This window comes from Ralstonia sp. Ralssp110 (assembly GCF_047325135.1).
GTDB lineage: Bacteria > Pseudomonadota > Gammaproteobacteria > Burkholderiales > Burkholderiaceae > Ralstonia > Ralstonia mojiangensis.
The window spans coordinates 2,308,129-2,333,456 of the sequence record NZ_CP168610.1 but is presented as its reverse complement, the minus strand read 5'-3'; the positions used below and the strand labels follow the sequence as shown (position 1 = coordinate 2,333,456).

At 63.6% G+C, this 25,328-nt stretch carries 24 protein-coding genes; 13 read left to right on the top strand and 11 right to left on the bottom strand.

What is annotated here, in order from left to right; translation table 11 throughout:
• Positions 1–186: 186 nt before the first annotated feature.
• Entirely contained in the window at positions 187–774 is a 588-nt protein-coding gene (locus tag ACEN9T_RS19840) for a malonic semialdehyde reductase (protein WP_092971613.1), read from the top strand.
• A gap of 61 nt (positions 775–835) precedes the next feature.
• On the opposite strand, the gene nth is transcribed toward ACEN9T_RS19840, so the two are convergent.
• Both nth and rsxB read right to left on the bottom strand, forming a co-directional pair.
• A complete protein-coding gene (gene nth, locus ACEN9T_RS19835; RefSeq protein ID WP_413706832.1) occupies positions 836–1,480 on the bottom strand; it encodes an endonuclease III in 645 nt (214 codons plus the stop codon).
• Between the two features lie 14 nt (positions 1,481–1,494).
• A complete protein-coding gene (rsxB, locus tag ACEN9T_RS19830; protein WP_413706831.1) occupies positions 1,495–2,325 on the bottom strand; it encodes an electron transport complex subunit RsxB in 831 nt (276 codons plus the stop codon).
• Between the two features lie 140 nt (positions 2,326–2,465).
• Here rsxB and ACEN9T_RS19825 point away from each other — a divergent pair, with 140 nt between their 5' ends.
• On the top strand, positions 2,466–3,161 hold the full coding sequence (locus ACEN9T_RS19825; protein WP_413706830.1) for a TetR/AcrR family transcriptional regulator: 696 nt from the start codon (positions 2,466–2,468) through the stop codon (positions 3,159–3,161).
• A 69-nt stretch (positions 3,162–3,230) separates the two neighbouring features.
• Here ACEN9T_RS19825 and ACEN9T_RS19820 read toward each other — a convergent pair whose 3' ends face one another.
• Together ACEN9T_RS19820 and ACEN9T_RS19815 are read right to left on the bottom strand one after the other, a co-directional pair.
• Complete coding sequence (locus ACEN9T_RS19820) at positions 3,231–4,502, bottom strand: polyhydroxyalkanoate depolymerase (RefSeq protein ID WP_092971609.1); 1,272 nt, start codon at positions 4,500–4,502, stop codon at positions 3,231–3,233.
• Between the two features lie 205 nt (positions 4,503–4,707).
• A complete protein-coding gene (locus ACEN9T_RS19815) occupies positions 4,708–5,904 on the bottom strand; it encodes an amino acid aminotransferase (protein WP_413706829.1) in 1,197 nt (398 codons plus the stop codon).
• A gap of 336 nt (positions 5,905–6,240) precedes the next feature.
• Here ACEN9T_RS19815 and uvrB point away from each other — a divergent pair, with 336 nt between their 5' ends.
• Both uvrB and ACEN9T_RS19805 read left to right on the top strand, forming a co-directional pair.
• Entirely contained in the window at positions 6,241–8,331 is a 2,091-nt protein-coding gene (uvrB, locus tag ACEN9T_RS19810; RefSeq protein WP_092971607.1) for an excinuclease ABC subunit UvrB, read from the top strand.
• Positions 8,332–8,494: 163 nt separating this feature from the next.
• Positions 8,495–10,579: a site-specific recombinase gene (locus ACEN9T_RS19805; protein WP_092971606.1), complete on the top strand. Its 2,085-nt coding sequence runs from the start codon at positions 8,495–8,497 to the stop codon at positions 10,577–10,579.
• Positions 10,580–10,581: 2 nt separating this feature from the next.
• On the opposite strand, the gene rbsK is transcribed toward ACEN9T_RS19805, so the two are convergent.
• Genes rbsK through ACEN9T_RS19780 form a run of 5 tightly spaced genes read right to left on the bottom strand, consistent with a single transcriptional unit; the run spans position 10,582 to position 16,210 of the window.
• Positions 10,582–11,547: a ribokinase gene (gene rbsK, locus ACEN9T_RS19800; RefSeq protein WP_027677792.1), complete on the bottom strand. Its 966-nt coding sequence runs from the start codon at positions 11,545–11,547 to the stop codon at positions 10,582–10,584.
• Positions 11,548–11,584: 37 nt separating this feature from the next.
• The gene (locus ACEN9T_RS19795) at positions 11,585–12,625 is read right to left on the bottom strand and encodes a LacI family DNA-binding transcriptional regulator (protein WP_027677791.1); all 1,041 of its coding nucleotides are present in this window, start codon (positions 12,623–12,625) and stop codon (positions 11,585–11,587) included.
• Between the two features lie 18 nt (positions 12,626–12,643).
• Positions 12,644–13,651 (bottom strand): ABC transporter permease, encoded by a 1,008-nt coding sequence (locus tag ACEN9T_RS19790; protein ID WP_413706828.1) that lies wholly within the window; start codon positions 13,649–13,651, stop codon positions 12,644–12,646.
• Entirely contained in the window at positions 13,641–15,221 is a 1,581-nt protein-coding gene (locus ACEN9T_RS19785) for a sugar ABC transporter ATP-binding protein (RefSeq protein ID WP_413706827.1), read from the bottom strand. Before ACEN9T_RS19785 ends, ACEN9T_RS19790 begins: the two co-directional genes overlap by 11 nt.
• A 29-nt stretch (positions 15,222–15,250) precedes the next feature.
• The gene (locus ACEN9T_RS19780; protein ID WP_413706826.1) at positions 15,251–16,210 is read right to left on the bottom strand and encodes a sugar ABC transporter substrate-binding protein; all 960 of its coding nucleotides are present in this window, start codon (positions 16,208–16,210) and stop codon (positions 15,251–15,253) included.
• A 423-nt stretch (positions 16,211–16,633) separates the two neighbouring features.
• Between ACEN9T_RS19780 and iscR the strand changes: the two genes are divergently transcribed.
• The 9 genes from iscR (at position 16,634) to iscX (ending at position 22,677) form a co-directional block, all read left to right on the top strand.
• Positions 16,634–17,227 (top strand): Fe-S cluster assembly transcriptional regulator IscR, encoded by a 594-nt coding sequence (gene iscR / locus ACEN9T_RS19775; protein WP_413706825.1) that lies wholly within the window; start codon positions 16,634–16,636, stop codon positions 17,225–17,227.
• Positions 17,228–17,301: 74 nt separating this feature from the next.
• Complete coding sequence (locus tag ACEN9T_RS19770) at positions 17,302–18,519, top strand: IscS subfamily cysteine desulfurase (RefSeq protein WP_092971601.1); 1,218 nt, start codon at positions 17,302–17,304, stop codon at positions 18,517–18,519.
• Positions 18,520–18,589: 70 nt separating this feature from the next.
• Complete coding sequence (gene iscU, locus ACEN9T_RS19765; protein WP_004635709.1) at positions 18,590–18,991, top strand: Fe-S cluster assembly scaffold IscU; 402 nt, start codon at positions 18,590–18,592, stop codon at positions 18,989–18,991.
• 26 nt (positions 18,992–19,017) lie between these two features.
• Entirely contained in the window at positions 19,018–19,338 is a 321-nt protein-coding gene (iscA, locus tag ACEN9T_RS19760; protein WP_024976135.1) for an iron-sulfur cluster assembly protein IscA, read from the top strand.
• A 10-nt stretch (positions 19,339–19,348) separates the two neighbouring features.
• A complete protein-coding gene (locus ACEN9T_RS19755; protein WP_413706824.1) occupies positions 19,349–19,549 on the top strand; it encodes a DUF3565 domain-containing protein in 201 nt (66 codons plus the stop codon).
• Positions 19,550–19,593: 44 nt separating this feature from the next.
• Positions 19,594–20,133 carry a Fe-S protein assembly co-chaperone HscB gene (gene hscB / locus ACEN9T_RS19750; protein WP_092971599.1) on the top strand — a complete coding sequence of 180 codons (540 nt, stop codon included), beginning with the start codon at positions 19,594–19,596 and terminating at the stop codon, positions 20,131–20,133.
• A gap of 69 nt (positions 20,134–20,202) precedes the next feature.
• Positions 20,203–22,068 carry a Fe-S protein assembly chaperone HscA gene (gene hscA / locus ACEN9T_RS19745; RefSeq protein ID WP_092971598.1) on the top strand — a complete coding sequence of 622 codons (1,866 nt, stop codon included), beginning with the start codon at positions 20,203–20,205 and terminating at the stop codon, positions 22,066–22,068.
• Between the two features lie 44 nt (positions 22,069–22,112).
• Positions 22,113–22,451: an ISC system 2Fe-2S type ferredoxin gene (gene fdx / locus ACEN9T_RS19740; protein ID WP_092971597.1), complete on the top strand. Its 339-nt coding sequence runs from the start codon at positions 22,113–22,115 to the stop codon at positions 22,449–22,451.
• Between the two features lie 31 nt (positions 22,452–22,482).
• Positions 22,483–22,677 (top strand): Fe-S cluster assembly protein IscX, encoded by a 195-nt coding sequence (iscX, locus tag ACEN9T_RS19735; RefSeq protein WP_009238557.1) that lies wholly within the window; start codon positions 22,483–22,485, stop codon positions 22,675–22,677.
• A 79-nt stretch (positions 22,678–22,756) separates the two neighbouring features.
• Here the strand turns inward: iscX and ACEN9T_RS19730 are convergent, their stop codons facing one another.
• Positions 22,757–23,500 (bottom strand): glycine zipper 2TM domain-containing protein, encoded by a 744-nt coding sequence (locus ACEN9T_RS19730; protein WP_413706823.1) that lies wholly within the window; start codon positions 23,498–23,500, stop codon positions 22,757–22,759.
• Positions 23,501–23,766: 266 nt separating this feature from the next.
• The gene (lysS, locus tag ACEN9T_RS19725) at positions 23,767–25,311 is read right to left on the bottom strand and encodes a lysine--tRNA ligase (RefSeq protein ID WP_045204415.1); all 1,545 of its coding nucleotides are present in this window, start codon (positions 25,309–25,311) and stop codon (positions 23,767–23,769) included.
• Positions 25,312–25,328: the final 17 nt, after the last annotated feature.

The window sequence follows — 25,328 nt, the reverse complement described above, 5'->3', positions numbered from 1 at the left end:
TCACCATGCCCACGCCATGCCGCCTCGCAATAAGTGCGATTAAATACAAACAAGGCATGCCGTTTTTTCTAAAGCAGGCGTGCTGCTGACTGGTATGGGATTCCCATCCGGGGCGTGCAGGTGTCCGGCACGCGCTGAAACAGCGCATTACAATGCGCTCCTCAACTCTTTCCGGAGCACCTTGCAATGCCGATGCTTGAACCGTCCGTGCTGGACCAACTGTTCCACGCAGCCCGTACCCACAACGTGTGGCTGGACAAGCCGGTCGACGACGAACTGCTGCATACGCTGTACGACACCGTGAAGTACGGCCCGACTGCCGCCAACAGCACGCCGGCCCGCTTCGTGTTCGTCAAGAGCGCGGCCGCCAAGGAGCGCCTGATTCCGTGCATGTCGGCCGGCAATCAGGAAAAGACCCGCCAGGCGCCCGTCGCCGTGATCGTTGCGTATGACACGCAATTCCACGAGCAACTGCCCAAGCTGTTCCCGCATACCGATGCGCGTTCGTGGTACGCCGGCGACCAGGCCAAGATCAATGCGGCTGCGCTGATGAACGGCTCGCTGCAGGGGGGCTACCTGGTGCTCGCCGCGCGTGCCTTGGGCCTGGACTGCGGCCCGATGGCCGGCTTCGATGCTGACAAAGTGAACGAGACGTTCTTCCCCGATGGCCAGTGGAAGGTCAACTTCATCATGAACATCGGCTACGGCGACGCCGAGAAGCTGCACCCGCGCAACCCGCGCCTGTCGTTCGAAGAGGCGTGCAAGATCGTTTGATCCACAACCGGTCGCGCAAGCAAAACGGGGACTCGCATCTGTAACGGCGGTCCCCGTTTTTTCATTCCTGCGGTGCCGGTGTCTTCGGCTTGAATTCGCACAGCGGCTCGATAGCACAATGCCAGCACTCGGGCTTGCGCGCCTTGCACACGTAGCGACCATGCAGGATCAGCCAGTGGTGCGCGTCCTGGCGAAACTCTTCCGGCACCACCTTCAGCAGTCTCAGCTCGACTTCCAGCACGTTCTTGCCCGGCGCCAGCCCGGTGCGATTGGCCACGCGAAAGATGTGCGTGTCCACGGCAATCGTGGGCTCACCGAAAGCCGTGTTCATCACCACGTTGGCCGTCTTGCGGCCCACACCCGGTAGTTCTTCCAGTGCGGCGCGGTCACGCGGCACTTCACCGCCGTATTGGTCGAGCAGGATCCGGCACGTCTGCAGGATGTGCTTGCACTTGGTGCGATACAGCCCGATGGTCTTGATGTATTCGGTAATGCCTTCCTCGCCCAGCGCCAGCAGCTTGGCGGGCGTATTGGCCACCGGAAACAGCTTGCGCGTTGCCTTGTTCACGCCAACGTCGGTTGCCTGCGCCGAGAGCAGCACCGCAATCAGCAACTCGAACGGCGTGGTGTATTCCAGCTCGGTGGTCGGCGTCGGATTGTTTTCGCGCAGGGTCTCGAAGATGGCGTGGCGCTTGGCGGGATTCATCGTCGGGCAGGGGTTCAGGGTTTGTCCGCGTCGGGTTTGGTGCCGTGTTCGATCTGGCTGGCGATGCGTTTGCGGCGCGCTTCGGCCTCGTCAATCTGGGCTTGCACATCCGCCGACACGTCAGTCACGTTGCGCGGACCTTGCCCGCGCGCGGCCATCTCGGCCTGCTTCTGGCGCGCGCGTTCAATCGCGGCCTGAATGATCGCCTTCTTGCGGGCCTGCGCGGCGAGTTCGGCATTGTCAGCCGGTTGCTCGGCGCTGACTGCAGCGAGTTTGGCCGCGGCCTTGGCGGCAAGGCGTGCTTCGTTTTCGGCTTGTTCACGCTTGAGGCGTACGTTGCGGAAGACGTAGCGGTCCCGCGCGACATCGGCCTGCTGCTGGCTCCATGCATCCCAGCCCGTGCGTTCGCCGGTGACGGGGATCATGCCGATGCAATCGACGGGGCAGGGCGGTACGCAGAGGTCGCAGCCGGTGCACCAGTCTTCCAGCACCGTGTGCATCGCCTTGGGTGCACCGACGATGGCATCGACCGGGCATGCCTGAATGCACAGCGTGCAACCGATACAGCGCTCCGGGTCGATGACCGCCACGGCGCGTGGCTGTTCGATGCCGTTGGAAGGGTCCAGCGGCAACAGGACACCCGTGCGGCCGAGAGCGTCGGACAGCCGGCGGACACCTTCCGCGCCGCCGGGTGGGCAGCGATTGGGTAGCGCCTCGCCGTTGGCCATGGCTTCAGCGTAAGGGCGGCAGCCGTTGTAGCCGCACTTGGTGCATTGTGTTTGCGGCAGGAGGTTTTCGAGCCGGTCGGCCAGGGATGCGGCCACTGCGGGGACCAAGGAAACCACGATGGGACTTATCGTTTGAATAGCCTGCCATTATCGCCGATTTGGTCCCCGCGCAAGGCGTGCATGCCCTGACATCGCATACGGCGGGCATGTCTTAACCCTATGACATAATTCCTGCGTTCTAAACGGACCGACGTGCCATGCCGTCTCACCCAGCCGCGCCCATCGCCGACATCGAAGTCGATGCTCATGGCGAATCCGCCGCACCCCGCACGCGTCGTGACCCCGCCGGCACGCGCCGACGCATTCTTGCCGCAGCCATCGAGGAGTTTTCGCGGGGCGGTTTTGCCGGTGCCCGCGTCGACGCCATCGCCCGCCGCGCCGAGACCAATGAGCGCATGCTGTATTACTACTACGGCAGCAAGGAAAAGCTCTTCCTGACCGTGCTCGAACACATGTACTTTCGCTTCAAGGAGGCGGAAGAGCAGGTGCAGATCGAGTCGTCGGACCCGCGTGAGGCAGTCATTCAGCTTGCACGGTTCGTCTGGGACTTCTATTACGAGAACCCCGAGTTCATCCGCCTGCTCAACAGCGAAAACCTGCACGAGGCGCGGCATCTGAAGACCTCGCCGCACCTTGTCGAGCTGGTCAACCCGGTTATCGATGTGCTGCGCGGCGTTGTCGAGCGTGGCCAGCGCAGCGGCATCTTCCGCGAAGACGTCGATGTGTCGCGCCTGTATCTGACGATCTCGGCGCTGGGTTATTACGTGCTGTCCAACCGCTACACGATCAGCGCCGTCGTGGGCCGCGACATTGCCTCGGCCGACGAGCACGAAGCCTTCGCGCAACTGCATATCAAGATGCTGCTGGCGTATCTGGAACGGCCCAAGAGTTGATCGGCGGAAGCATCGTCGCATAACAAAAAAGCCTCGCAGGTGCGAGGCTTTTTCTTGGGTGCTTAAGGTTTACGCGACTGCTTTGATGCGCGGAGCGCTTTCTTCGTTGCGACGAATGAAATCACGCAACTGCGGATACACCTGCTCGCGCCAGCGGCGACCCGAGAAGATGCCGTAGTGGCCGCACTTGGGTGCCGTCAGATGCTGCTTGCGCGCGTTCGGGATGCCGGTGCACAAGCCATGCGCGGCTTCGGTTTGACCGCTGCCGGAGATGTCATCCAGCTCGCCCTCGATGGTGAAGAGCGCGGTGCTCTTGATGTCCTGCGGGCGCACCGGCTTGCCTTCCACCACCCACGTGCCATTGGCCAGATGGAATTCCTGGAACACATCGCGGATGGTTTCGAGGTAATACTCGGCAGCCATGTCGAGCACGGCGTTGTACTCGTCGTAGAACCGTACGTGGGCTTCAGCGTCTTCCGTGTCGCCCTCGATCAGGTTCAGGTAATAGTCGTAGTGCGATGACAGGTGGCGGTCCGGGTTCATCGCCACGAAGCCGGCGTGCTGCAGGAAGCCGGGATAGACCTTGCGGCCGTGGCCCGGATAGTTGGCCGGCACCGTGTAGATCACGTTGTTCTCGAACCAGCTGTGCGACTTGTTCGTCGCCAGCGAGTTGACGGCGGTCGGGCTCTTACGCGCGTCAATCGGGCCGCCCATCATGGTCATCGTGCGCGGCGTCTTCTCGCCGTCCGAGGCCATCAGCGAGATGGCGGCCAGCACCGGCACCGTCGGCTGGCACACCGAAATCACGTGCAGCTTGTCGGCGCCAATGTAGTTGATGAACTCGCGGATGTAGTTGATGTAGTCCGACAGGTGGAACGCACCCTCTTCGACCGGCACCATGCGGGCGTCGATCCAGTCGGTCACGTAGACCTTGTGATCCTGCAGCAACGTGCGCACGGTGTCGCGCAGCAGCGTGGAGTGGTGGCCCGACAGCGGCGCGCACACCAGCACGACTGGCTCATCCTTGAGCAGCTTGATGGTCTCGGCGTCGTCGGCGTAGCGCTTGAAGCGGATCAGGCGGCAGAACGGCTTCTCGATGATGGTCTGCTCGACGATCGGAATGTCGCGGCCGTTGGACTTGACGGAGCGGATGCCGAATTCCGGCTTCTCGTACTCCTTGCCCAGGCGATACAGCAGCTCGTAGCCCGCAGCGTAGCGTTGCGCGCCGGGCATCAGGGACAGCGGACTCAGGGGGTTGGTGAAGGTCTTGGCAGTTGCCTGGGCCCAAGCCGTCATGGGGCTGAGCAGGGCGCGCTGGAATTCGTGAAGCTGGTAAAGCATGGCTGGACCGGTCTCTGGTGGCGAAGGCGACGCAAACGATTATGCACCTGGGTGCAGGTTACTGCGATGCAGCATAAACCCTGATAACGGAGTGTTGCGCTGCTTCTATGATGCGCCCGTGTCAGTCTAGTCCGATGCAGCAAAAAAGCGGCCGAAGCCGCTTTTCTTTTTGCAATTGCCGGTAAGGGGTGACGCCTACTGCACCTTACAGAACATCAGCAATGGCATTCACCACGGCGTCGATGTTGTGCGTATTCAGCGCGGCCACGCAGATGCGGCCGGTCGACACGGCATAGATGCCGTGCTCGGTGCGCAGGCGATCCACTTGCGCGGAGGTCAGGCCCGAGTACGAGAACATGCCGCGCTGGGCCTTCACGAACGAAAAGTCGGTCTTCACGCCCTTGGCGGCCAGCTTGTCGACCAGCGCGTTGCGCATCGACTTAATGCGATCGCGCATTTCGCCCAGTTCCTGTTCCCACATCGCGCGCAGCTCGGGGCTCGTCAGCACGCTGGCGACGATCGTGCCGCCGTGCGTCGGCGGGTTCGAGTAGTTCGTGCGGATCACACGCTTGACTTGCGACAGCACGCGAGCGGCCTCGTCCTTGCTGGTCGTCACGATCGACAGTGCGCCGACGCGCTCGCCGTAGAGCGAGAACGACTTCGAGAACGAGCTAGAAACGAAGAACGGCAGGCCCGATTCAGCAAACAGACGCACCGCCAGGCCGTCTTGCTGGATGCCGTCGGCAAAGCCCTGGTAGGCCATGTCGAGGAACGGGATCAGGTTCTTGGCCTTGATGACTTCCACGACCTGCTTCCACTGCTCGGTGGTCATGTCCACGCCGGTCGGGTTGTGGCAGCAGGCGTGCAGCACGACGACCGTGTTCGGCGCGTAGCTGTTCAGCGAATCCATCATGCCGGCGAAGTTCAGGCCGTGCGACGGGGCATCGTAGTACGCGTAGTTGACCACTTCGAAGCCGGCCGACTCGAACAGCGCGCGGTGGTTTTCCCAGCTCGGGTCGGAAATCGCGACCTTGGCGTTCGGGTACAGGCGCTTGAGGAAGTCGGCGCCGATCTTCAGTGCGCCGGTGCCGCCCAGGGCTTGCGCGGTGACCACGCGGCCTTCGGCGATCAGCGGCGACTCGGCGCCGAACAGCAGCTTCTGCACGGCCTGGTCGTAGGCGGCGATGCCTTCGATCGGCAGGTAGCCGCGCGGGGCAGCGGCGGCCAGTCGGGCCTTTTCGGCCTCCTGCACGGCGCGCAGCACCGGAATTTTCCCTTCGTCGGTGAAGTACACGCCCACGCCCAGATTCACTTTGGTGCTGCGGGTATCGGCGTTGAAAGCTTCATTCAGGCCCAGGATGGGATCGCGCGGAGCCAGTTCGACGGCGGAGAAAAGCGACATGAGATGTCTCGATCGGTTGGTTCGGAATTCGGTGGGATCTTGCAGGCGGTGCGGCGCGGACTCCGGGGCGGGTCGCCCGGCGCCAGAAGTACAACGAGGCGCGCACGAAGATGGATTGTACCGAATACAGGCTCTAATCGCCCGAAAAATCCTTGCAGAACAGGCGCCTAAAGCGTTTCAGCGGCCAGTACAGATAGGCCGCCCCGGCTATCCAAACGATTGCTCGGGCCGCACGCTACACTAGACGATTGGTTGCAATTGCCGCTGCCGCCCTCATTTGCTGAAGGCGTGCGAGTCACTTTGTCGACTTCCTGCGCTGCCCTCCTACCCGCCGCCATGACCGATCTGAGCCAAGTCCCCAGCCCGCACGACGAGTCGAAGTTCGTGACTTTCGAGGGCTCGCCGTTCCAGTTGTACCAGCCGTATCCGCCGGCCGGCGACCAGCCTGAGGCGATCCGCCAGCTCGTGGAGAACATTGGCGACGGCCTGTCGTACCAGACCCTGCTGGGCGTGACGGGCTCGGGCAAGACCTTCACCATGGCCAATGTGATCGCGCAGGTGGGGCGGCCTGCCATTGTCTTTGCGCCGAACAAGACGCTGGCGGCGCAGCTGTATTCGGAGTTTCGCGAGTTCTTCCCGCGCAATGCGGTGGAGTACTTCGTCTCGTACTACGACTATTACCAGCCTGAGGCCTATGTGCCGCAGCGTGATCTGTTCATCGAGAAGGATTCATCGATCAACGAGCACATCGAGCAGATGCGGCTCTCCGCCACCAAGAGCCTGCTGGAGCGCCGCGATGTGGTGATCGTGGCCACTGTGTCGGCCATTTACGGTATCGGCAACCCGAGCGAATACCACCAGATGATCCTGACGCTGCGCGCGGGTGACAAGGTCAGCCAGCGCGACGTGATTGCGCGCCTGATCGCCATGCAGTACACGCGCAACGAGACGGATTTCCAGCGCGGCACGTTCCGCGTGCGTGGCGATACGGTCGACATCTTCCCTGCCGAGCATGCAGAAATGGCCGTGCGCCTGGAGTTGTTCGACGATGAAGTCGAATCGCTGCAGCTGTTCGATCCACTGACCGGGCGCGTGCGGCAGAAGATTCCACGATTTACGGTGTACCCGTCGAGCCACTATGTGACGCCGCGCGAGACCGTGTTGCGCGCCATCGAGACCATCAAGGCCGAGCTGCGCGAACGGCTCGATTTCTTCTACAAGGAAAACAAGCTGGTGGAAGCGCAGCGGCTCGAGCAGCGCACGCGCTTCGATCTGGAGATGCTGCAGGAGCTGGGCTTCTGCAAGGGCATCGAAAACTATTCGCGCCATCTGTCTGGCTCCGCGCCGGGCGAACCGCCGCCGACGCTGGTCGACTACCTGCCGCCGGATGCGCTGATGTTCCTCGATGAATCGCACGTGCTGATCGGCCAGCTCAACGGCATGTACAACGGTGACCGCGCGCGCAAGGAAACGCTGGCCGAATATGGCTTCCGTTTGCCTTCCGCACTCGACAACCGGCCGCTCAAGTTTGCCGAATTCGAGACCAAGATGCGGCAGGTGACGTTCGTGTCTGCCACACCGGGGGATTACGAAAAGAAGACGGCCGGCACGGAAGTCGTGGAGCAGGTCGTGCGCCCCACGGGCCTCGTCGACCCGACGATCGAGGTGCGCCCGGCTACGACGCAGGTCGACGATCTGCTGTCCGAGATCCATGTGCGCGTCGAGGCCGGCGAGCGTGTGCTGGTGACCACGCTCACCAAGCGCATGGCCGAGCAGTTGACCGAGTTCCTGTCGGAGAACGGCGTCAAAGTCCGCTACCTGCATTCGGACATTGATACCGTGGAACGCGTGGAGATCATCCGCGACCTCCGCCTGGGCACGTTCGATGTGCTGGTCGGCATCAACCTGCTGCGCGAAGGCCTGGATATTCCCGAGGTCTCGCTCGTGGCGATCCTGGATGCGGACAAGGAAGGTTTCCTGCGCGCGGAGCGCTCGCTAATCCAGACCATCGGCCGTGCGGCGCGGAACGTGAACGGTACCGCCATCCTGTATGCGGATCGCATGACCGATTCGATGAAGAAGGCGATTGGCGAAACCGAGCGCCGCCGCGCCAAGCAGATCGCCCACAACGAGGCGCACGGCATCACGCCGCGCGGTGTGGTCAAGCGGATCAAGGACATCATCGACGGTGTGTACAACGTCGACGACGCGCGCGCCGAACTGAAGGCCGCGCAAGAGGCCGCCAAGTACGAAGACATGAGCGAGAAGCAGGCGTCCAAGGAAATCAAGCGCCTGGAAAAACAGATGCTCGACCACGCCAAGAACCTCGAATTCGAAAAGGCGGCGGCGGTGCGCGATCAGCTTGCCAAGCTCAAGTCGCAGCTCTTCGGGGCGAGCGGCGAAGACCATATCGTTCCGGCTGCCTGAACTGCGCGGCCACCTGCGTTGTCGGACTCCCGCCTTGCCGCAGGCGGCGGGGGTTGCTGTCAACGCCATTTCAGATCAAATTCAGGCACTGCGCGTCGCCTGACCGGGGAATCGGCACGTGCTGCAGCGCTCGACTGCACGCGTCCGCCATCAAGGGAGTTCGATGTTCAATTTTTTGCTTAACCCATGGCGCAAGTGGCGCGCTTCCCGGCACGCCAGCCATCAACTCGACGCCATCCTCGCCCAGTTCGAGCCCACGCGCAGTCTGGCCGAACGCAACGAATGGCTGATCGAGCTGACTTACTGGCTGCGTCGGGCAGACCGGCCTGAGGGTGCCGCGTCGGAGTCCTGGCGTTATGCCCGTCTGCGTTATCTGTTGCAGGTGCTGGAGAACAATCCGGCCCTGGCAGAACGCGCCGGACAGACATTGCGCAGCATCGTGCAAGACAACGATCCGGTGTCGCTGCTGTGCGATACGGGGTTGTCGTCACGCTCGGGTTTCTGGAGTGAGTTGCTCGACCGTTGGCAGGCGCGCCTGCTGCCGCCTGCACCGAACCAACCGCAACTCGCGGCGTTGTTTGCGCTGATGTTTGTGGGACCGACCGACGCGCAGTGGGTCGATGGTCTGGACGACGAACTGGTCACGCGCCTCTACGCGTTGTTCCGTGCCGGGATGACTGAAGACGAGCACGCAGCGGGCCAGACGCGGTTGGAGCGCAGCCTCGGCATCGGTATCCAGATCCTGATCAGTCAGGTGCGCGCGGCTGGGCTGTCGCGCGGCATCCGCAGCCGCATGGACCATGCGGAACTGACGGACTCTCCGTTCTATCTGCTGGCCGACGCAGCCAACGCGATCTTCCTTGAGCGGCCCAACGCCGCGCTGGCGAGCCCCGAGCGGTTCCTGCAGGAACTCAACTATTTCCGCGCTGTGCTGGACCGCTGCCGCTCGGCTACCGCCAGCGTGTATCAGCATCTGGATGAGAACGGCGTCTCGGTGGAAGTCGTGTTCCAGGTCGAGCGGATGAAGGCGTGGCTGGGCCGCATCGATTTGCTGCTCACCGCGTGGGCAGATACACAGGGCTCACGCCGTTTCGTGCATATGACGGCCGAACTGGTGTCGGCCAGCCAGCATCGCCGCAGTGTGGGGTATCTGATTCGCTCCACGTTTGCGGATCTGGCGCGCAAGGTGGTCGAGCGCTCAGCGGAGAGCGGCGAGCACTACATTACGCGCGACGGCAAAGAATACGGCGCGATGGTCAAGGCTGCGGCCGGCGGTGGCGTCATTACGGCGGCCACCGTGTACATCAAGTTCTTCATCACCGGCGCGCATCTGTCGCGCTTTACCGAAGGGCTGTTCGCGTCGATCAACTATGCGGTCAGCTTTCTCGGCATCCATTTCGCGCATTTCACGCTGGCCACCAAACAACCTGCCATGACGGCCCCTGCGCTGGCGCACCGGCTCGATCAGGTGGGGCGCCAGGAAGGGTTGGACCGCTTTGTCGACGACACGGTCGCCATGATCCGCTCCAACGCGGCGGCGATTGCGGGCAATCTTGTGGCCGTGGCACCGGTAGCCTTCCTGGTGCAGTGGCTGGCCGGGCGCTTCTTCCATACCGATCTGATTTCGGCAGCGAAGGCGATGGCGACCATCGATTCCTTTTCGATCCTTGGGCCGACGCCGTTGTACGCGATCTTCACGGGCGTGTTGCTGTGGGCGTCAAGCCTGGCGGCGGGCTGGGCAGACAACTGGTTCGCGCTACACCGTGTGCATGACGTGATCGCCTACCACCGGCGCCTTCGGTTCATGGTCGGCACGCAGGGCGCGCAGCGCATTGCCAGCTTCTGGAAGCGCAATCTGTCGGGCATTGTCGCCAACGTGTCGCTGGGCTTCATGCTGGGGCTCGGGCCCGAGATCCTGTCGTTCTTCGGCCCGCATATGGAAGTGCGTCACGTCACGCTGTCGACCGGTGCGGTGGCAACCGCCGTGGGCGTGCTGGGCCCAAGCGTGATGCATACCGCACCATTCTGGCTGGCTGTGGCCGGCATTGCGCTGATGGGTGTGCTGAACGTGCTGGTGTCGTTCGCGCTGGCCTTCAACATGGCGATGCGCTCACGCAACCTGCGCGGGGTCGATCGCAAGCGCGTGACGGGCGCCGTGTGGCGTCGCATCTTGCGGGATCCGCTGTGCCTGCTGGTGCCGCGCGCCCCGACTGTGAGCACGCCGCCCAGCACCAGCACGCCGGTCTAGGTCTAGTGGGTTGCGGGAGCGGCAGGCGCGCCCAACTCGCTGCGGAACGGAATGGATGGCTGCGCGCCGAGCCGCGTGACTGACACTGCCGCCGCGGCTTGCCCGAATTCGATGGCCGTATCGGGCGACACGCCTTCTGCCAGTGCCACAGCCAGCGCGCCGACAAACGTATCGCCGGCAGCGGTGGTGTCGATGGCGTGCGCGATCGGTGCCGGCATCAACAGGCGCGACTGCGCATCTACGTAAGCCACGCCGCGCGCCCCCAGCGTGACGATCACGTGCCGCGCACCTTGTGCATGCAGATCAGCGGCGGCATCCAGTGCGGCTTCGGGCGAATCGACAGGGCGGGCTGTCAGTAGTGCCGCTTCGGTTTCGTTCGGGATGAGGTAATCACAGGCCGCAATCCATGGGGTAGGCAGCGGGCCGATGGCAGGCGCCGGGTTCAGGATGACCGTTTTGCCAAGCCGCTGCCCGAGCTTGAGCGCGCATTCCACCGCATCCGGCGGAGATTCCAACTGACAAACGATTACGCGCGCGCGTTCGAACGCTGCCTGTTGCGCTTCGATCATCGCTGGCGTTAGCAATTCGTTGGCGCCAGCCACGATGACGATGGTGTTCTGGCCGCTGTTGGCCACGGTCACGCAGGCGATGCCGGTGGCTGCCCCGGCGTGCACCGACACCATCGATGTGTCCACGCCCTCGCGGCGCAGGCCTTCGCGCAGTGCGGTGCCGTATGCGTCGTCACCCACGCAGCCGAGCATGGCGACACGGGCCCCCAGGCGCGCAGTCGCCACGGCCTGGTTGGCACCCTTGCCGCCTGGGATGGTTTCCAGCGCAGGCGCAGCAACCGTTTGCCCGGGACGCGGCAAGCGCGGCGTGCGGATCACGAGATCCATATTCAGGCTGCCGACGATCAGCACGTCGGCAGCGGGGTGCGCGGAAGAGGCGGAAGGGCGCTTGGCCACCATGGCGGGACTACGTTGAAGGCGTGAAAGGAATGCGGGATCAGGCGGCGCGGGCGGGGCGCTCGGGCTCGGCGGTCGACTCGCGCAAAGACAGGCGCGGCGGCAGCACGATGCGGCGCGCACGGTGCTCTTCCACGGGATGGCGCAAGGCGTTGTCGCCGAGGTGTTCGAGCAGCGTCTGCGCGGTGGTCTCGCCTAGCTGGCGGATCGATTGGCCAACGGTGGACAGCGCCGGATAGACGTAGCGGCTCAGTTCGATGTCGTCAAAGCCCATCACGGACAGCGCCTTCGGCACAGGAATGCCCAGTTCCGCCGCAGCGCGCAGCGCGCCGATACCCATCAGGTCATTACCGGCAAAGATGGCCGTGGGCATCTCGCCTTCGGTCAGCAGTTGGCGCGCGGCACGGTAGCCGCCGGGGCTGGTGAAATCGCCTTCGGCAATGCGGGCCGAGGCTTCCGGCACGCCGGCTTCGCGCAGCGCGCGGTGGAAACCGGCAAGGCGCTCTGCCGTCACGCTCAGTGCCGACGGCCCGCTGATGCAGGCGATGCGGCGGTGGCCGAGTTCCAGCAGATGCTTGGTCGCCATGTACGCGCCTTCTTCGTGATCGACTTGCACTTGGTCGGCCTGGATGCCTTCGGTCGGGCGGTCGACCATCACGATGGGCAGGGCGGATTCACCGAGCGCTTCGACCAACGCCGTGTCTGGCCCGGCGCTGCTGACGATGATGCCGTCGACGCGTTTTTCCATCAGCACACGCAGGTAGTCGCGCTGCTTGCGGGGGTCGTCGTCGGAGTTGCAGAGGATGACGCTGTAGCCAGCGGCAGCGCACACATCTTCAATACCCCGCGCCAGCTCCGCAAAGTACGGGTTGGTGGCGGTGGGCACGAGCACGCCAATGGTGCGCGTGGTGCGGTGTTTAAGCGAACGCGCCACGGCGCTGGGCACATAGCGCGTAGCCCGGATGGCTTCTTCCACGCGCTTGCGTGTCTCGGCGTTGACTGGCCTTGTGTTGTTGATGACGTGCGAGACGGTGGTGAACGAAACCCCGGCCAGTGCGGCCACGTCCTTGATGGTTGCCATGACGATCTCCTCTGTCTCTTAATGTTGCTTGCTGCGGTTGCGCTTGCTGCGATAGGTGTCCATGACCACGGCCGCGACGATGACCGCGCCCGTGATGATTCGTTTGGTGGGCTCCGATGCGCCGATCTGTGCAAGGCCTGATTCGAGCACCGAGATGATCAGCACGCCGAACAGCGTGCGCACGACCGACCCGCGTCCGCCCATCAGGCTCGTGCCGCCGATCACCACGGCCGCGATCACCTGCAGTTCCATGCCTACGCCCGCGTTCGGATCGGCCGCTTCCAGACGCGACACCTGGAACAGCGCCGCCAGCCCCGACAACAATCCCATCAGCCCAAACACGGCAACCTTGTATGGCCGCGGATTCACGCCCGCCAGCCGCACGGCTTCTTCATTGGTGCCGATGGCCACCAGGTAGCGGCCGAACACCGTGCGCACTAGCACGATCTGGCCAACGATCGTGATGACAATCGCAATCAGGAACGACGGCGCAATGCCCAACGTGATGGGGTTGGCCAGCCAGTCGACCGCGCTGCCGATGTACACCGTGCGCGAATCGGTGAGGCTGTAGGCGAGGCCGCGCGCCATTTCCAACACGCCCAGTGACACGATGAACGACGGAATACCCCAGTGCACCGTGACCGCGCCGGTCAGCATGCCGGCCGCCGTGGCTAGCGCCACGCCCGCCAGCGCTGCTGGCAGCAACCCCCAGCCGAACTGGGTCATGGCAACAGACAGCACCGAAGCCGCCAGCGCCAGAACTGAGCCGACCGACAAATCAATGCCGCCGATCATCAGAATGAAGGTCATGCCGACCGCCATCACGAGCAAGTCGGGGATCTCGTTGGCGATGGTGGTGAACGTGGGCAGCGAGAAGAACGTCGGCGACAACGTGCCGAACAGCGCCAGCATGGCGATCAGCGCAGCGAGCAACCCGCCGATGGTGCCAAGCGACATGCCCAGCGCAGCGCGCGTGCCGGCGGTCGCAGCGGGCGGCGTCGGGGGCAGGGTGGAATCAGAGCGCATCTGCGGTCTCCGAGGGCGATTGGGGTGCACGTGAATCGGATTCGCCCGATTCACCGAAAGCGGCGGCGAGCAGCGTGTCCTGGCTCCAGCTGTCGCGTTGGAAGATGTGCGTGAGCCGCCCGGCGCGCATGACACCAATGCGATCACACAGTTGCATGAGTTCGCGCAGATCACTCGAGACCACGACCAGCGCCTTGCCTCGCGCCGCCAGCGCCTCGAGCAGCGTGTAGATGTCGAACTTGGCGCCGACATCGACGCCTCGCGTGGGCTCATCGAACAGCAGCACGGGCGTGTCGCGCTCCAGCCAGCGGGCGATGGCCACCTTCTGTTGATTGCCGCCGGACAGTTCACCCACCGGCTGCTCCGGACCCGCGCACCGGACCCGCAGGGCGCCGATGTGCCGCTGCGCCAGCGCACGCTCTTGCGCGGGTTGCAGCCAGCCGCGCTTCGTGACGCCCGGCATGTTGCCCAGCGCGATGTTGGTCGCGATGGGCAGGCTCAGCATCAGGCCTTCGTCCTTGCGGTCTTCGGTGAGCAGGCTGATGCCGTGGCGTACCGCATCGCCGGGCGAGCGGATGCGCACAGGCGCCAGCGGCGACCCCATTTCGACGGTGCCCGCATCCGCGCGGTCCGCACCGAAGATCAATCGCAGCAGTTCCGTGCGCCCCGCGCCGACCAGCCCCGCGATGCCGAAGATTTCCCCCGGCGCCACGTCAAAGCTCACATCGCGCACGGCCGGCGCACGCGTAAGGCCGGTCACCCGCAGCGCCGGGGAGCCGTCACCGGGCCATGGCGCGCGCGTGGTGCGTTGTGTTTCGGATGCGGCGGCGACGTCGCGACCGACCATCGCCTGGATCAGCGCATCCTGCGTGACCGTCGCGGCCGGCGCATCGGTAACCAGCTTGCCGTCACGCAGCACGACGATGCGATCGGCAATGCGCGCGAGTTCGTCCAGGCGGTGGGAGATGTAGATGATCGCCACGCCTTCGCGGCGCAACGCGTCGATGCGCTCGAACAGCGTGGCGCTCTCGTGCGCGCTCAGCATCGCCGTCGGCTCGTCGAGGATCAGCACACGGCATGCGCTGGCCAGCGCTCGGGCAATCTCGATCATCTGCCGGTGGCCGATGCCGAGCGTCTGGACGGGCGTCCACGGGTCGAGGTCCAGGCCGACGCGCGCAAGCGCCTGTTCGGCCCGATGGCGCAACGCGGAGCGATCCACGAAACCGAGCCGCCGGGGCAGGTCGCCCAGGAACAGGTTTTCGGCCACCGTCAGCGTTGGCACCATGCTCAGTTCCTGCAGCACCATGCGCACGCCCAGCGCTTCGGCTGCGCTGCGCGTATCGGGTGCGTACAGCGTGCCGGCCAGCGTCATCGAGCCGGAAGTCGCCGTCTCCAGTCCGCAAAGGATCTTGGAAAGCGTGCTCTTGCCGGCGCCGTTCTCCCCCGTGAGCGCAAGCACCTCGCCCGCGTGCACGTCGAGATCGATATCTCGCAGCACGGGGGCGGCGTAGTGCTTGCTGACGGCGGAGACGCGCAGCAGTGGCGGGCGCGGTTCGTGAGCGGCAGACATGGCTGGCGGCGGCTTGCCTGTCTGGCGCGTTACGTGCGCGTGACGAGGTTGACTGGTGTCTCGACGACACCCGACAGCTTCGCCTGCGGCGTCTTGGAGGCCAACGCCTTCAGGGCGGTCTCGATGCCGTAGACGGCCTGCTGATCGGCGTGCTGATCGGCAGTCGCAACGACACGCCCATCAGCCAGCATGGCCTTGATGGCGTCGATGTTGTCGTAGCCGCCAATCAGCACCTTGCCCAGCTTGCCTGCCGCGCGCACCGCCGATACAGCGCCGATCGCCATGTTGTCGTTGCCGCACAGCAGCGCCTTCAGGTTGGGCTCGGAGCGCAACATGGCGGCTGCCACCTTATTGCCCTTGTCGATTTCCCACTCGCCCGATTGCACGCCTGCGATCTTCAGCTTGGCGGCTTCGGCAGCGTCCTTGAAGCCGGCAGTGCGCTGCTGGGCGTTTGTCGTGGTCGGAATGCCTTCGATAATGCCCACGGCATCGCCCGGCTTAAGCGACTTGGCAACGAAGTCGCCCACGAGTCGCGCACCCTTGCGGTTGTCCGGCCCCACGAAAGGCACATTGAGCCCTTTCTCTTTTAGCGCCGCCGGGTCTAGCCGGTTGTCGATGTTGATGACGAGAATGCCCGCGTCCACCGCTTTCTTGACGACCGGTACCAACGCCTTGGAGTCGGCTGGCGCCAGCACCAGCGCATCCACACGCGCGACGATCATCTGCTCGACCAGGCGGATCTGGCCGGCGGTGTCGGTTTCGTCGCGAATGCCGTTGGTCAGCAGCGAGTACTCCGACGCGTGGTCCTTCTGATGCTTGCGGGCGCCGTTCTCCATGGTCAGGAAGAACTCGTTGGCGAGCGACTTCATGACCAGCGCCACTTTGGGCGGCTGATTGGCCGCGTACGCCAGCGAAAACGGGAAGGGCAGAGCAGCAGCTACGGCAGAGCCCGCGCCAAGTTGCAGGGCGCGGCGGCGGCGGATATCCATGGTGTCTCCTCCAGGAAGAGGCCTATCTGGGCGGGTGGGATGCGGGCGTCGTTGCCGCTTCATGCCGTAAGGCATTCCTAAGGGCAATCGCGCTTCGCTCTTCGCAAACGTTTGCGTATCTGACAGTCTCGGCTACCGCGTAACAGAAGTCAATCAAATTGCGCTTTTCACCGCATAAGGAAAAACCCGCAGTGACGGCGCCTTCGCGAGGGCCCCGTGAGTTGCGTTGCGGGAGTGGTGTGATAGCCCTATCGAACGTGGTTGATTGTTTTAGTCCACAATACGGCCTGCCGCGTGGCCATCCCGGTTTTCGGGCTCTGCAAATCCCCTTGCTGCGACGCGGAATCCCCCGACACCTTAGTTGACCGATTTTGTCGGGTTCCTTTATACTTGAGCAAAACGATCAGGTATTTCCCCGACGCCATGAGATTGACCACCAAAGGCCGCTTCGCGGTCACCGCCATGATTGACTTGGCGCTGCGCCAAGAGCAGGGTCCGGTCACGCTGGCTGGCATCAGCCAGCGTCAGAAGATTTCGCTGTCGTATCTAGAGCAGCTGTTCGGCAAACTGCGCCGCCACGAAATTGTGGAAAGCGTGCGCGGTCCGGGCGGCGGCTACAGCCTCGCACGCCGTGCCGACGACGTCACCGTTGCCGACATCATCATCGCCGTGGATGAGCCGCTGGATGCCACCCAATGTGGCGGCAAGGGCAACTGCGGCGGCGAGGAGCATGTCGGCGGTCACACGGGCCGCTGCATGACGCACGACCTGTGGGCCACGCTCAATCAGAAGATGGTCGAGTATCTCGATTCGGTGTCGCTTCAGAACCTGGTCGATCAGCAACGCGAACGTCAGCCCGAAGTGATTCAGGACATGCGTGAAGCGCGTCCGGCTCGCCGCGAACGCGCACCGGCACGCGCCCGTACCGCTGATGCGCCGGCCGTGACGTCAGTGGCTGCCGAGCCCGTCAAGCGCGCGCCGCTGGTCAACTCCGTTTTCAGTCTGGCGCAGTCATGATTGCGCCGGCGTGAGGCCGGCCACGACGCCAGCCCCACACAAGAACATCGCCCCCCACACAAGGCAGACAAGATATGAGCACCCCGCATCTTCCCATCTACATGGACTATTCCGCGACGACGCCGGTGGATCCGCGCGTGGTCGACAAGATGATCCCGTACCTGCGCGAGAGCTTTGGCAATCCTGCCTCGCGCAGCCACCCGTTTGGCTGGGAAGCTGAGAAGGCCGTCGAGACCGCGCGCGAACAGGTTGCAGCGCTGGTGAACGCTGACCCGCGCGAAATCGTCTGGACGTCCGGCGCTACCGAGTCCGACAACCTTGCTATCAAGGGCGCTGCCAACTTCTACAGCAGCAAGGGCAAGCACATCATCACCGTGAAGACCGAGCACAAGGCTGTGCTGGACACGACACGTGAATTAGAGCGCCAGGGCTTCGAAGTGACGTATCTGGACGTGAAGGACAACGGCCTGATCGATATCGAAGTCTTCAAGCAAGCCATTCGCCCCGACACCATTCTTGCGTCGGTGATGATGGTAAACAACGAAATCGGCGTGGTTCAGGACATCGAGCAGTTGGGCGAGATCTGCCGCGAAAAGGGCGTGATCTTCCACGTTGATGCTGCGCAGGCCACGGGCAAGGTGGGCATCGACCTGCAGAAGCTGAAGGTCGACCTGATGTCGTTCTCGGCTCACAAGACGTATGGGCCGAAGGGCATCGGCGCGCTGTACGTGCGCCGCAAGCCGCGTATCCGCATCGAAGCGCAGATGCACGGCGGTGGCCACGAGCGCGGCATGCGTTCGGGCACGCTGGCTACGCACCAGATTGTGGGCATGGGTGAGGCCTTCCGCATCGCCAAGGAAGAAATGGCGACCGAAAACGAGCGCATCCGCATGCTTCGTGATCGGCTGTATCGCGGCCTGAACACGATGGAAGAGGTGTATGTGAACGGCGACATGGAAGCCCGTGTACCGCACAACCTCAACATCAGCTTCAACTTTGTCGAAGGCGAGTCGCTGATCATGGCCATCAAGGACGTTGCCGTGTCGTCCGGTTCGGCTTGCACGTCGGCGTCGCTGGAACCGTCGTACGTGCTGCGTGCGCTGGGCCGCAACGACGAACTGGCGCACAGCTCGATCCGCTTCACGGTGGGCCGCTTCACCACGGAAGAAGAAGTCGATTACGTGGTCGAACTGCTCAAGAACAAGATCGGCAAGCTGCGCGACCTGTCTCCGCTGTGGGAGATGTACAAGGACGGCGTGGATCTGAACAGCATTCAATGGGCGGCGCACTAAGCGCGGCGTTTGAGAACAACGGCGAGAATGGTGTCCGCAGGCGCCAGCCAACGATTGAAAGAGGTGTGAAATGTCTTACAGCAACCAAGTTCTGGACCATTACGAAAACCCGCGCAACGTCGGTTCGTTCGAGAAGGGCGACGACACGGTCGGTACCGGTATGGTCGGCGCGCCGGCTTGCGGCGACGTGATGAAGCTGCAAATCAAGGTCAACGAGCAGGGCGTGATCGAAGACGCCAAGTTCAAGACCTACGGCTGCGGTTCGGCCATCGCTTCGTCGTCGCTGGTGACGGAATGGGTGAAGGGCAAGACGCTGGATCAGGCGCTGGAGATCCGCAACACGGCCATCGCTGAAGAGCTGGCGTTGCCGCCGGTGAAGATCCACTGCTCGATCCTGGCCGAGGACGCCATCAAGGCGGCCGTGGCCGACTACAAGGAAAAGCACGGCTCGGCCGAGCAGAAGGCTGCTTGAGCCGGTTTGGATAGAAAGGACGCAGCATGATCACCCTGACCGACAAGGCCGCGCAGCACGTTTCCCGCTACCTCACCCGCCGCGGCAAAGGCGTGGGCTTGCGCGTGGGCGTGAAGACCACGGGCTGTTCGGGCCTGGCATACAAGCTCGAATATGCAGATGAGATTGCCGCCGAAGACGAGGTCTTCGAATCCAACGGCGTCAAGGTGATCGTCGATCCGAAGAGCTTGCCGTACATCGACGGCACCGAGCTGGACTACGCGCGAGAAGGGTTGAACGAAGGTTTCCGCTTCAACAACCCGAACGTGAAGGACGAGTGCGGCTGCGGCGAGTCGTTCCGCGTGTGAGCGGGGCGCATTGAAGCAGGCGATTGTCGGTTTCGAGCGGGACGAGGAGGGCCACTGGGTCGCCCGTCTCGCTTGCGGACACGGGCAGCATATGCGCCACGATCCGCCCTGGCAGTTGCGGCCCTGGACCGAAACCGAAGCCGGGCGCACCAGCAAGATCGGCGCGGTTGTGGAGTGCCTGAAGTGCGATCGGGGTGAACCGGTCGAATGAGGAACACGAAGGAACACGAGGCGGCGCGGCCGCTTTTTTTATTCATGAATTCCGGCTTGTCAGCGAACACGACGCATTTTTCCCTCTTCGGTCTGCCCGAGCACTTCGAGGTCGACGACGAGGCGCTGAACGCTGCCTATCGCACCGTGCAGTCGCAGGCGCATCCCGATCGTTATGCCCATGCGGGCGACGCCGAACGCCGCGTCGCCATGCAATGGGCCACGCGCGCCAATGAGGCCTACCAGACGCTGCGTGATCCGCTCAAACGGGCGACGTACCTGCTGCACCTGCGTGGTGTTGACGTGCAGGCGGAGAACAACACGGCTATGCCGCCCGCGTTCCTGATGCAGCAAATGGAGTGGCGCGAAACGCTCGGCGACGCCAAGGCCGAGCGCGATGTGGATGCGCTGGATGATCTGCTTGGCATGCTGCGCAAGGAAAAACGCGCGCGTTATCAGGCGCTGTCCGGCCTGCTCGGTGGCGATGGCAACACCGCGGCGGCGGCCGATGCCGTGCGCCAACTGATGTTCATCGAAAAGATCGAACGCGACACCGCCGAGGCCATCGACCGGCTGGACGACTAGAACCCAGAATTTGCGACAATGTTGGGTTTGCCCCGGCAGGCAGCCCATCCGCGCAATCGAGACATCCCCATGGCTTTACTGCAGATTTCCGAACCTGGCGAATCGCCCGCACCGCACCAGCGCCGTCTGGCGGTGGGCATCGACCTGGGCACGACCAACTCGCTGGTGGCCTCCGTGCGCAGCAGCGTGCCGGAAGTGCTGCCCGATGATCAGGGCCGCCCGCTGCTGCCCTCCGTGGTGCGCTATCTGCCCACGGGCGGCGCCCACATCGGCTACAAGGCTCAGGCTGAAGCCGTGCGTGACCCTAAGAACACCATCATCTCGGTCAAGCGTTTCATGGGGCGCGGCTTGAAGGATGTGGCCCACATCGAGAACACGCCATACGACTTTGTCGACGCGCCCGGCATGGTGCAGTTGAAGACCGTGGCCGGTGTGAAGAGCCCGGTGGAAGTGTCGGCGGAGATTCTCGCCACGCTGCGCCAGCGCGCCGAAGACACGCTCGGCGATGAGCTTGTCGGCGCCGTCATCACCGTGCCCGCGTACTTTGACGACGCACAGCGCCAAGCCACCAAGGACGCGGCCAAGCTGGCCGGCCTGAACGTGCTTCGTCTGCTGAACGAGCCGACCGCCGCCGCCATCGCCTATGGCCTCGACAACGCAGCCGAAGGTATTTACGCGGTTTACGATCTGGGTGGCGGTACGTTCGACATTTCGGTGCTCAAGCTCACCAAGGGTGTGTTCGAGGTCATGTCGACGGGCGGTGACTCCGCGCTCGGCGGTGACGATTTCGACCAGCGCGTCGTGTGCTGGATCGTCGAGCAAGCCGGCCTGCAACCGCTCTCGGCCGAAGACACGCGCCTGCTGCTGAACAAGGCACGTGCCGCCAAGGAATGGCTCTCCACCGCCGACAGCACCGAGATTGACGCGATGCTTTCCACCGGCGAGACCGTGCATCTCGTGTTGACCGCAGAGACCTTTGGCGAACTGACGGCCAATCTGGTGCAGAAGACGCTGTCGCCGGTGCGCCGCGCGTTGCGCGATGCGGGCGTGACGGTCGAAGAGATCAAGGGCGTGGTGCTGGTTGGTGGTGCGACGCGCATGCCGATCATCCGCCGTGCCGTTGGGCAACTGTTTGGCCAGACGCCGCTGACGAATCTTGATCCGGACCAGGTGGTCGCCATTGGTGCGGCCATGCAGGCCAACCTGCTGGCAGGCAATCGTGCGCCGGGTGAAGACTGGCTGCTGCTCGACGTGATCCCGCTGTCGCTGGGCGTCGAGACGATGGGTGGCCTGGTCGAGAAGATCATCCCGCGCAACAGCACGATTCCCGTCGCCCGCGCGCAGGAGTTCACCACCTTCAAGGACGGCCAAACGGCCATGGCGATCCACGTGCTGCAGGGCGAGCGCGAACTGGCGAGCGATTGCCGATCGCTGGCGCGTTTCGAGTTGCGTGGCATCCCGCCGATGGTGGCCGGCGCCGCGCGCATTCGCGTGACGTATCAGGTGGACGCTGACGGTTTGCTGTCCGTGTCGGCACGCGAAACGGTGTCGGGCGTGGAAGCGGCGATTGCTGTGAAACCGTCGTACGGTCTGGGCGATGACGATGTCGCCCGTATGCTGAAGGAAGGTTTTCAATCCGCCGAAGACGACATGCGCCGTCGTGCGCTGGCGGAAGAGCGCGTTGAAGGCGAGCGCTTGCTTGAGGCGCTGTCGCAGGCGCTGGCGGCCGATGGCGACCTGCTGTCGCCGGAGGAGCGCGCCGCCATCGACACCGAAATTGCTGCGCTGCGCGCCACCATGCAGGGAGAAGATCACCGCGCCATCAAGGACGCCGTGGATGCCCTGTCGCACGGCACTGACGAATTCGCCGCGCGCCGTATGGATCGCGGCATCCGGAAGGCGCTTGCCGGCAAACGTATCGAGGAGCTCGGCTGATCGCCGATCGCATCCCCCAAACACACTTATCGAACGAGTTCTTCATGCCACAAATCGTCGTCCTTCCTCACGTCGAATACTGCCCGGAAGGGGCCGTGATCGAAGCCAAGTCCGGCACGACCATCTGCGATGCGCTGCTGGGCGCCGACATCGAGATCGAGCACGCCTGCGAGAAGTCGTGTGCTTGCACGACCTGCCACGTGATCGTGCGCGAAGGCTTCAATTCGCTGGATGAGGCGAGCGAGAAGGAAGAAGATTTGCTCGACAAGGCTTGGGGCCTGGAGCCGAACTCGCGCCTATCGTGCCAGGCCAAGGTGGCGGATACCGACTTGACCGTCGAGATTCCGAAATACACGATCAACCACGCCAAGGAAAACCACTGAGCCGAGCGGCCAGCGGAGGAGGGAGCCCATCATGAAATGGAACGACATCCAGCAGATCGCGGAAGCGCTGTACGACAAGTACCCCGACGTCGATCCGACGCGCCTGAATTTTGTGGACTTGCACAACAAGGTCGTCACGCTGGAAGGCTTCGACGACGACCACAAGCGTGGCGGCGAGAAGTTCCTCGAGGCCATCCAGCAAGCCTGGATCGACGAAGCGGAATAAGCGCGTAGCGTTAAAACGCGTACGCATGAAAAAACCGGCCCGAAGGCCGGTTTTTCTTTGGGGCGAAGGCGACGGCGAGTTAGCCAGCCACCAGCGTACCGTTCTCGATATGCACGCGCTCGCCTGCCTGGAAGCCCGGGGCAGCCTTGTACGTGAAGCTGCGGTTCGTGCCGTTGTCCATGCGCACGTTCACGCGGTATTGGGTGTCGCGGCTGTAGTAGTTTTCCGCCACATGGCCGCCGTAGCCGCCTGCCACCGCGCCGCCGACTGTCGCCAGCGTACGGCCATTGCCGCGGCCAATCTGGTTACCCAGCAGCCCGCCCACCACAGCGCCACCGATCATGCCGAGGCCGGTTTCCTTGCCTTGCGTGGTGATCGGGGTGACCGACGTCACGTGGCCGGCATAGGGGCTGGCCGACTGGCGCGGCTGGGTTTGCGCATAGCTCGGGTTGGGCGACGGTGCGCGTTCAGCGTACGACGGCTCCCGAGCTCGTGCCGGAGCGGGTGCCACGTTCTGGGCCGGATACGGAGCGGCCTGATTCGGCTGCGTTGTCTGGCCCGGTGCAGCCAGCGCCATGGGGGCCGAAGCGCCCGGCATTGCCGCTGTCGATTGCGCAGCGACATTCGGATCGGTGCTGCCCTGCGTCGCTTTCGACGTCGGCAGCACGCCGGTGATGGCGGCCACCGCGGTCAGGCTGGCAATGATCACGGCCACAGCCGCCGTCGTCATCAAGGGATGCATGCGGCGTGACGACGACGGGACCTGACCCGGCGACGTGCCACCGTACTGTTGACCTTGGTTCGGTTGGATATTGTTGTTCATCTTCGTTCTCCTGCGGCCCGTGGTTGGTTCGGGGTTCGGCCTTCGATGATCACAGTGTGGTCCATCGCCCAAACGGATGCCGTTTTAATTTGTAAGCATCTGTACTCGGACTTTTCCCTTGAAAATCAAATATTTGGCGTGCTTTGATACATATTGTGAAAGCGGGGCGATGTTACAAATAGCGGGGTGGGCGCGCGTTTTGCGCCTGCGCAGGCAATAAAAAACGCCCCCGAAGGGGCGTCTTTTCAAAGCGTTAGCCGAGCCGGTCAGTCTTCCCGACGCAGGTGCGGGAAAAGGATCACGTCACGGATATTCGGGCTGTCCGTGAGCAGCATCACCAGACGGTCGATGCCGATGCCGCAGCCGCCAGTCGGGGGCATGCCGTATTCCAACGCGCGGATGTAGTCGGCGTCATAGAACATGGCCTCTTCGTCGCCGGCGTCCTTCTGCTCAACCTGCTTGCGGAAGCGTTCGGCCTGGTCCTCGGGGTCATTCAACTCGGAGAAGCCGTTGGCGATTTCGCGGCCGGTGATGAACAGCTCGAAGCGCTCGGTGATGCCAGGCAGCGTGTCGGAGCCGCGTGCCAGGGGCGACACTTCGACCGGGTAGTCGATGATGAACGTCGGCTCCCACAGTTGCGATTCGGCGGTTTCCTCAAACAGCACAAGCTGCAGGGTACCCACGCCGGCGTTCAGGAATTGCGGCGCGTTCGTGTCGATCTTGAACTTCTTCAGCTCGGCACGGAGGAAGTCGACATCCGCCAGTTGTGCATCGGTGTACTGCGGGGCGTACTTCTGGATTGCCTGGCAGATGGTCAGGCGATGGAACGGCTTGGCCAGATCCAGCTCGCGGCCCTGGTAAGTGAGCGTGGCGGTGCCCGAAGCGTCGATGGCGGCTTGGCGGATCAGCTGTTCGGTGAAGTCCATCAGCCAGCGGTAGTCCGTGTAGGCCGCGTAGAACTCCATCATCGTGAACTCGGGGTTGTGTCGCGGCGACACGCCCTCGTTACGGAAGTTGCGGTTGATTTCGTACACGCGCTCAAAACCGCCCACGATCAGGCGCTTGAGATACAGCTCTGGCGCAATGCGCAGGAACATCTGCATGTCCAGCGCGTTGTGGTGCGTGATGAACGGCTTGGCTGCCGCGCCGCCCGGAATCGGGTGCAGCATCGGCGTCTCGACTTCCATAAAACCGTTGCCGGCCATGAAGTTGCGCAGCGAGGCCATGGCCTTGGTGCGGGCGCGGAACGTGTCGCGCGTTTCCTTCGAGACGATCAGGTCGACGTAGCGCTGGCGGTACTTCTGTTCCTGGTCGGCCAGGCCGTAGTAGTCACCCGGCAGCGGACGCAGGCTCTTCGAGAGCAGGCGCAGCTCCGTCACAGCCACCGACAGTTCGCCAGTCTTCGTCTTCATCAGCGTGCCGCGTGCGGCCACGATATCGCCTAAGTCCCACTTCTTGAAGCTGGCGTAGACGTCTTCGCCCACGGCGTCGCGGCTGATATAGAACTGGATGCGGTCGGTGGCGTCCTGCACGGTGGCAAAGCTGGCCTTGCCCATCACGCGCTTGAGCATCATGCGGCCAGCAACGGCCACCTGCACCGGTTCGGCTTCCAGAGCAGCCTGCTCCAGCTCGCGGTACTTGGCTTGCAGATCACCGGCATGGTGCGTCGGGCGAAAATCGTTCGGGAACGCAACGCCTTGCTGGCGGATCTCTGCCAGTTTCTCGCGGCGCTCGGCGATGATCTTGTTGTCGTCCTGCGCCGGCACGGCGGCCGCGGTGTTCGATTCGGCCGGGTTGTTCTGTTCGGTCATGATGGTGATGAGAGAAA

Bases quoted from the DNA above. Each gene is read 5' to 3' on its own strand.
- ACEN9T_RS19840 (WP_092971613.1), top strand. From the start codon at position 187: ATGCCGATGCTTGAACCGTCCGTGCTGGACCAACTGTTCCACGCAGCC.
- nth (WP_413706832.1), bottom strand. From the start codon at position 1,480: ATGAATCCCGCCAAGCGCCACGCCATCTTCGAGACCCTGCGCGAAAAC.
- ACEN9T_RS19825 (WP_413706830.1), top strand. From the start codon at position 2,466: ATGCCGTCTCACCCAGCCGCGCCCATCGCCGACATCGAAGTCGATGCT.
- ACEN9T_RS19820 (WP_092971609.1), bottom strand. From the start codon at position 4,502: ATGCTTTACCAGCTTCACGAATTCCAGCGCGCCCTGCTCAGCCCCATG.
- ACEN9T_RS19815 (WP_413706829.1), bottom strand. From the start codon at position 5,904: ATGTCGCTTTTCTCCGCCGTCGAACTGGCTCCGCGCGATCCCATCCTG.
- uvrB (WP_092971607.1), top strand. From the start codon at position 6,241: ATGACCGATCTGAGCCAAGTCCCCAGCCCGCACGACGAGTCGAAGTTC.
- ACEN9T_RS19805 (WP_092971606.1), top strand. From the start codon at position 8,495: ATGTTCAATTTTTTGCTTAACCCATGGCGCAAGTGGCGCGCTTCCCGG.
- rbsK (WP_027677792.1), bottom strand. From the start codon at position 11,547: ATGGTGGCCAAGCGCCCTTCCGCCTCTTCCGCGCACCCCGCTGCCGAC.
- ACEN9T_RS19795 (WP_027677791.1), bottom strand. From the start codon at position 12,625: ATGGCAACCATCAAGGACGTGGCCGCACTGGCCGGGGTTTCGTTCACC.
- ACEN9T_RS19790 (WP_413706828.1), bottom strand. From the start codon at position 13,651: ATGCGCTCTGATTCCACCCTGCCCCCGACGCCGCCCGCTGCGACCGCC.
- ACEN9T_RS19785 (WP_413706827.1), bottom strand. From the start codon at position 15,221: ATGTCTGCCGCTCACGAACCGCGCCCGCCACTGCTGCGCGTCTCCGCC.
- ACEN9T_RS19780 (WP_413706826.1), bottom strand. From the start codon at position 16,210: ATGGATATCCGCCGCCGCCGCGCCCTGCAACTTGGCGCGGGCTCTGCC.
- iscR (WP_413706825.1), top strand. From the start codon at position 16,634: ATGAGATTGACCACCAAAGGCCGCTTCGCGGTCACCGCCATGATTGAC.
- ACEN9T_RS19770 (WP_092971601.1), top strand. From the start codon at position 17,302: ATGAGCACCCCGCATCTTCCCATCTACATGGACTATTCCGCGACGACG.
- iscU (WP_004635709.1), top strand. From the start codon at position 18,590: ATGTCTTACAGCAACCAAGTTCTGGACCATTACGAAAACCCGCGCAAC.
- iscA (WP_024976135.1), top strand. From the start codon at position 19,018: ATGATCACCCTGACCGACAAGGCCGCGCAGCACGTTTCCCGCTACCTC.
- hscB (WP_092971599.1), top strand. From the start codon at position 19,594: ATGAATTCCGGCTTGTCAGCGAACACGACGCATTTTTCCCTCTTCGGT.
- hscA (WP_092971598.1), top strand. From the start codon at position 20,203: ATGGCTTTACTGCAGATTTCCGAACCTGGCGAATCGCCCGCACCGCAC.
- fdx (WP_092971597.1), top strand. From the start codon at position 22,113: ATGCCACAAATCGTCGTCCTTCCTCACGTCGAATACTGCCCGGAAGGG.
- iscX (WP_009238557.1), top strand. From the start codon at position 22,483: ATGAAATGGAACGACATCCAGCAGATCGCGGAAGCGCTGTACGACAAG.
- ACEN9T_RS19730 (WP_413706823.1), bottom strand. From the start codon at position 23,500: ATGAACAACAATATCCAACCGAACCAAGGTCAACAGTACGGTGGCACG.
- lysS (WP_045204415.1), bottom strand. From the start codon at position 25,311: ATGACCGAACAGAACAACCCGGCCGAATCGAACACCGCGGCCGCCGTG.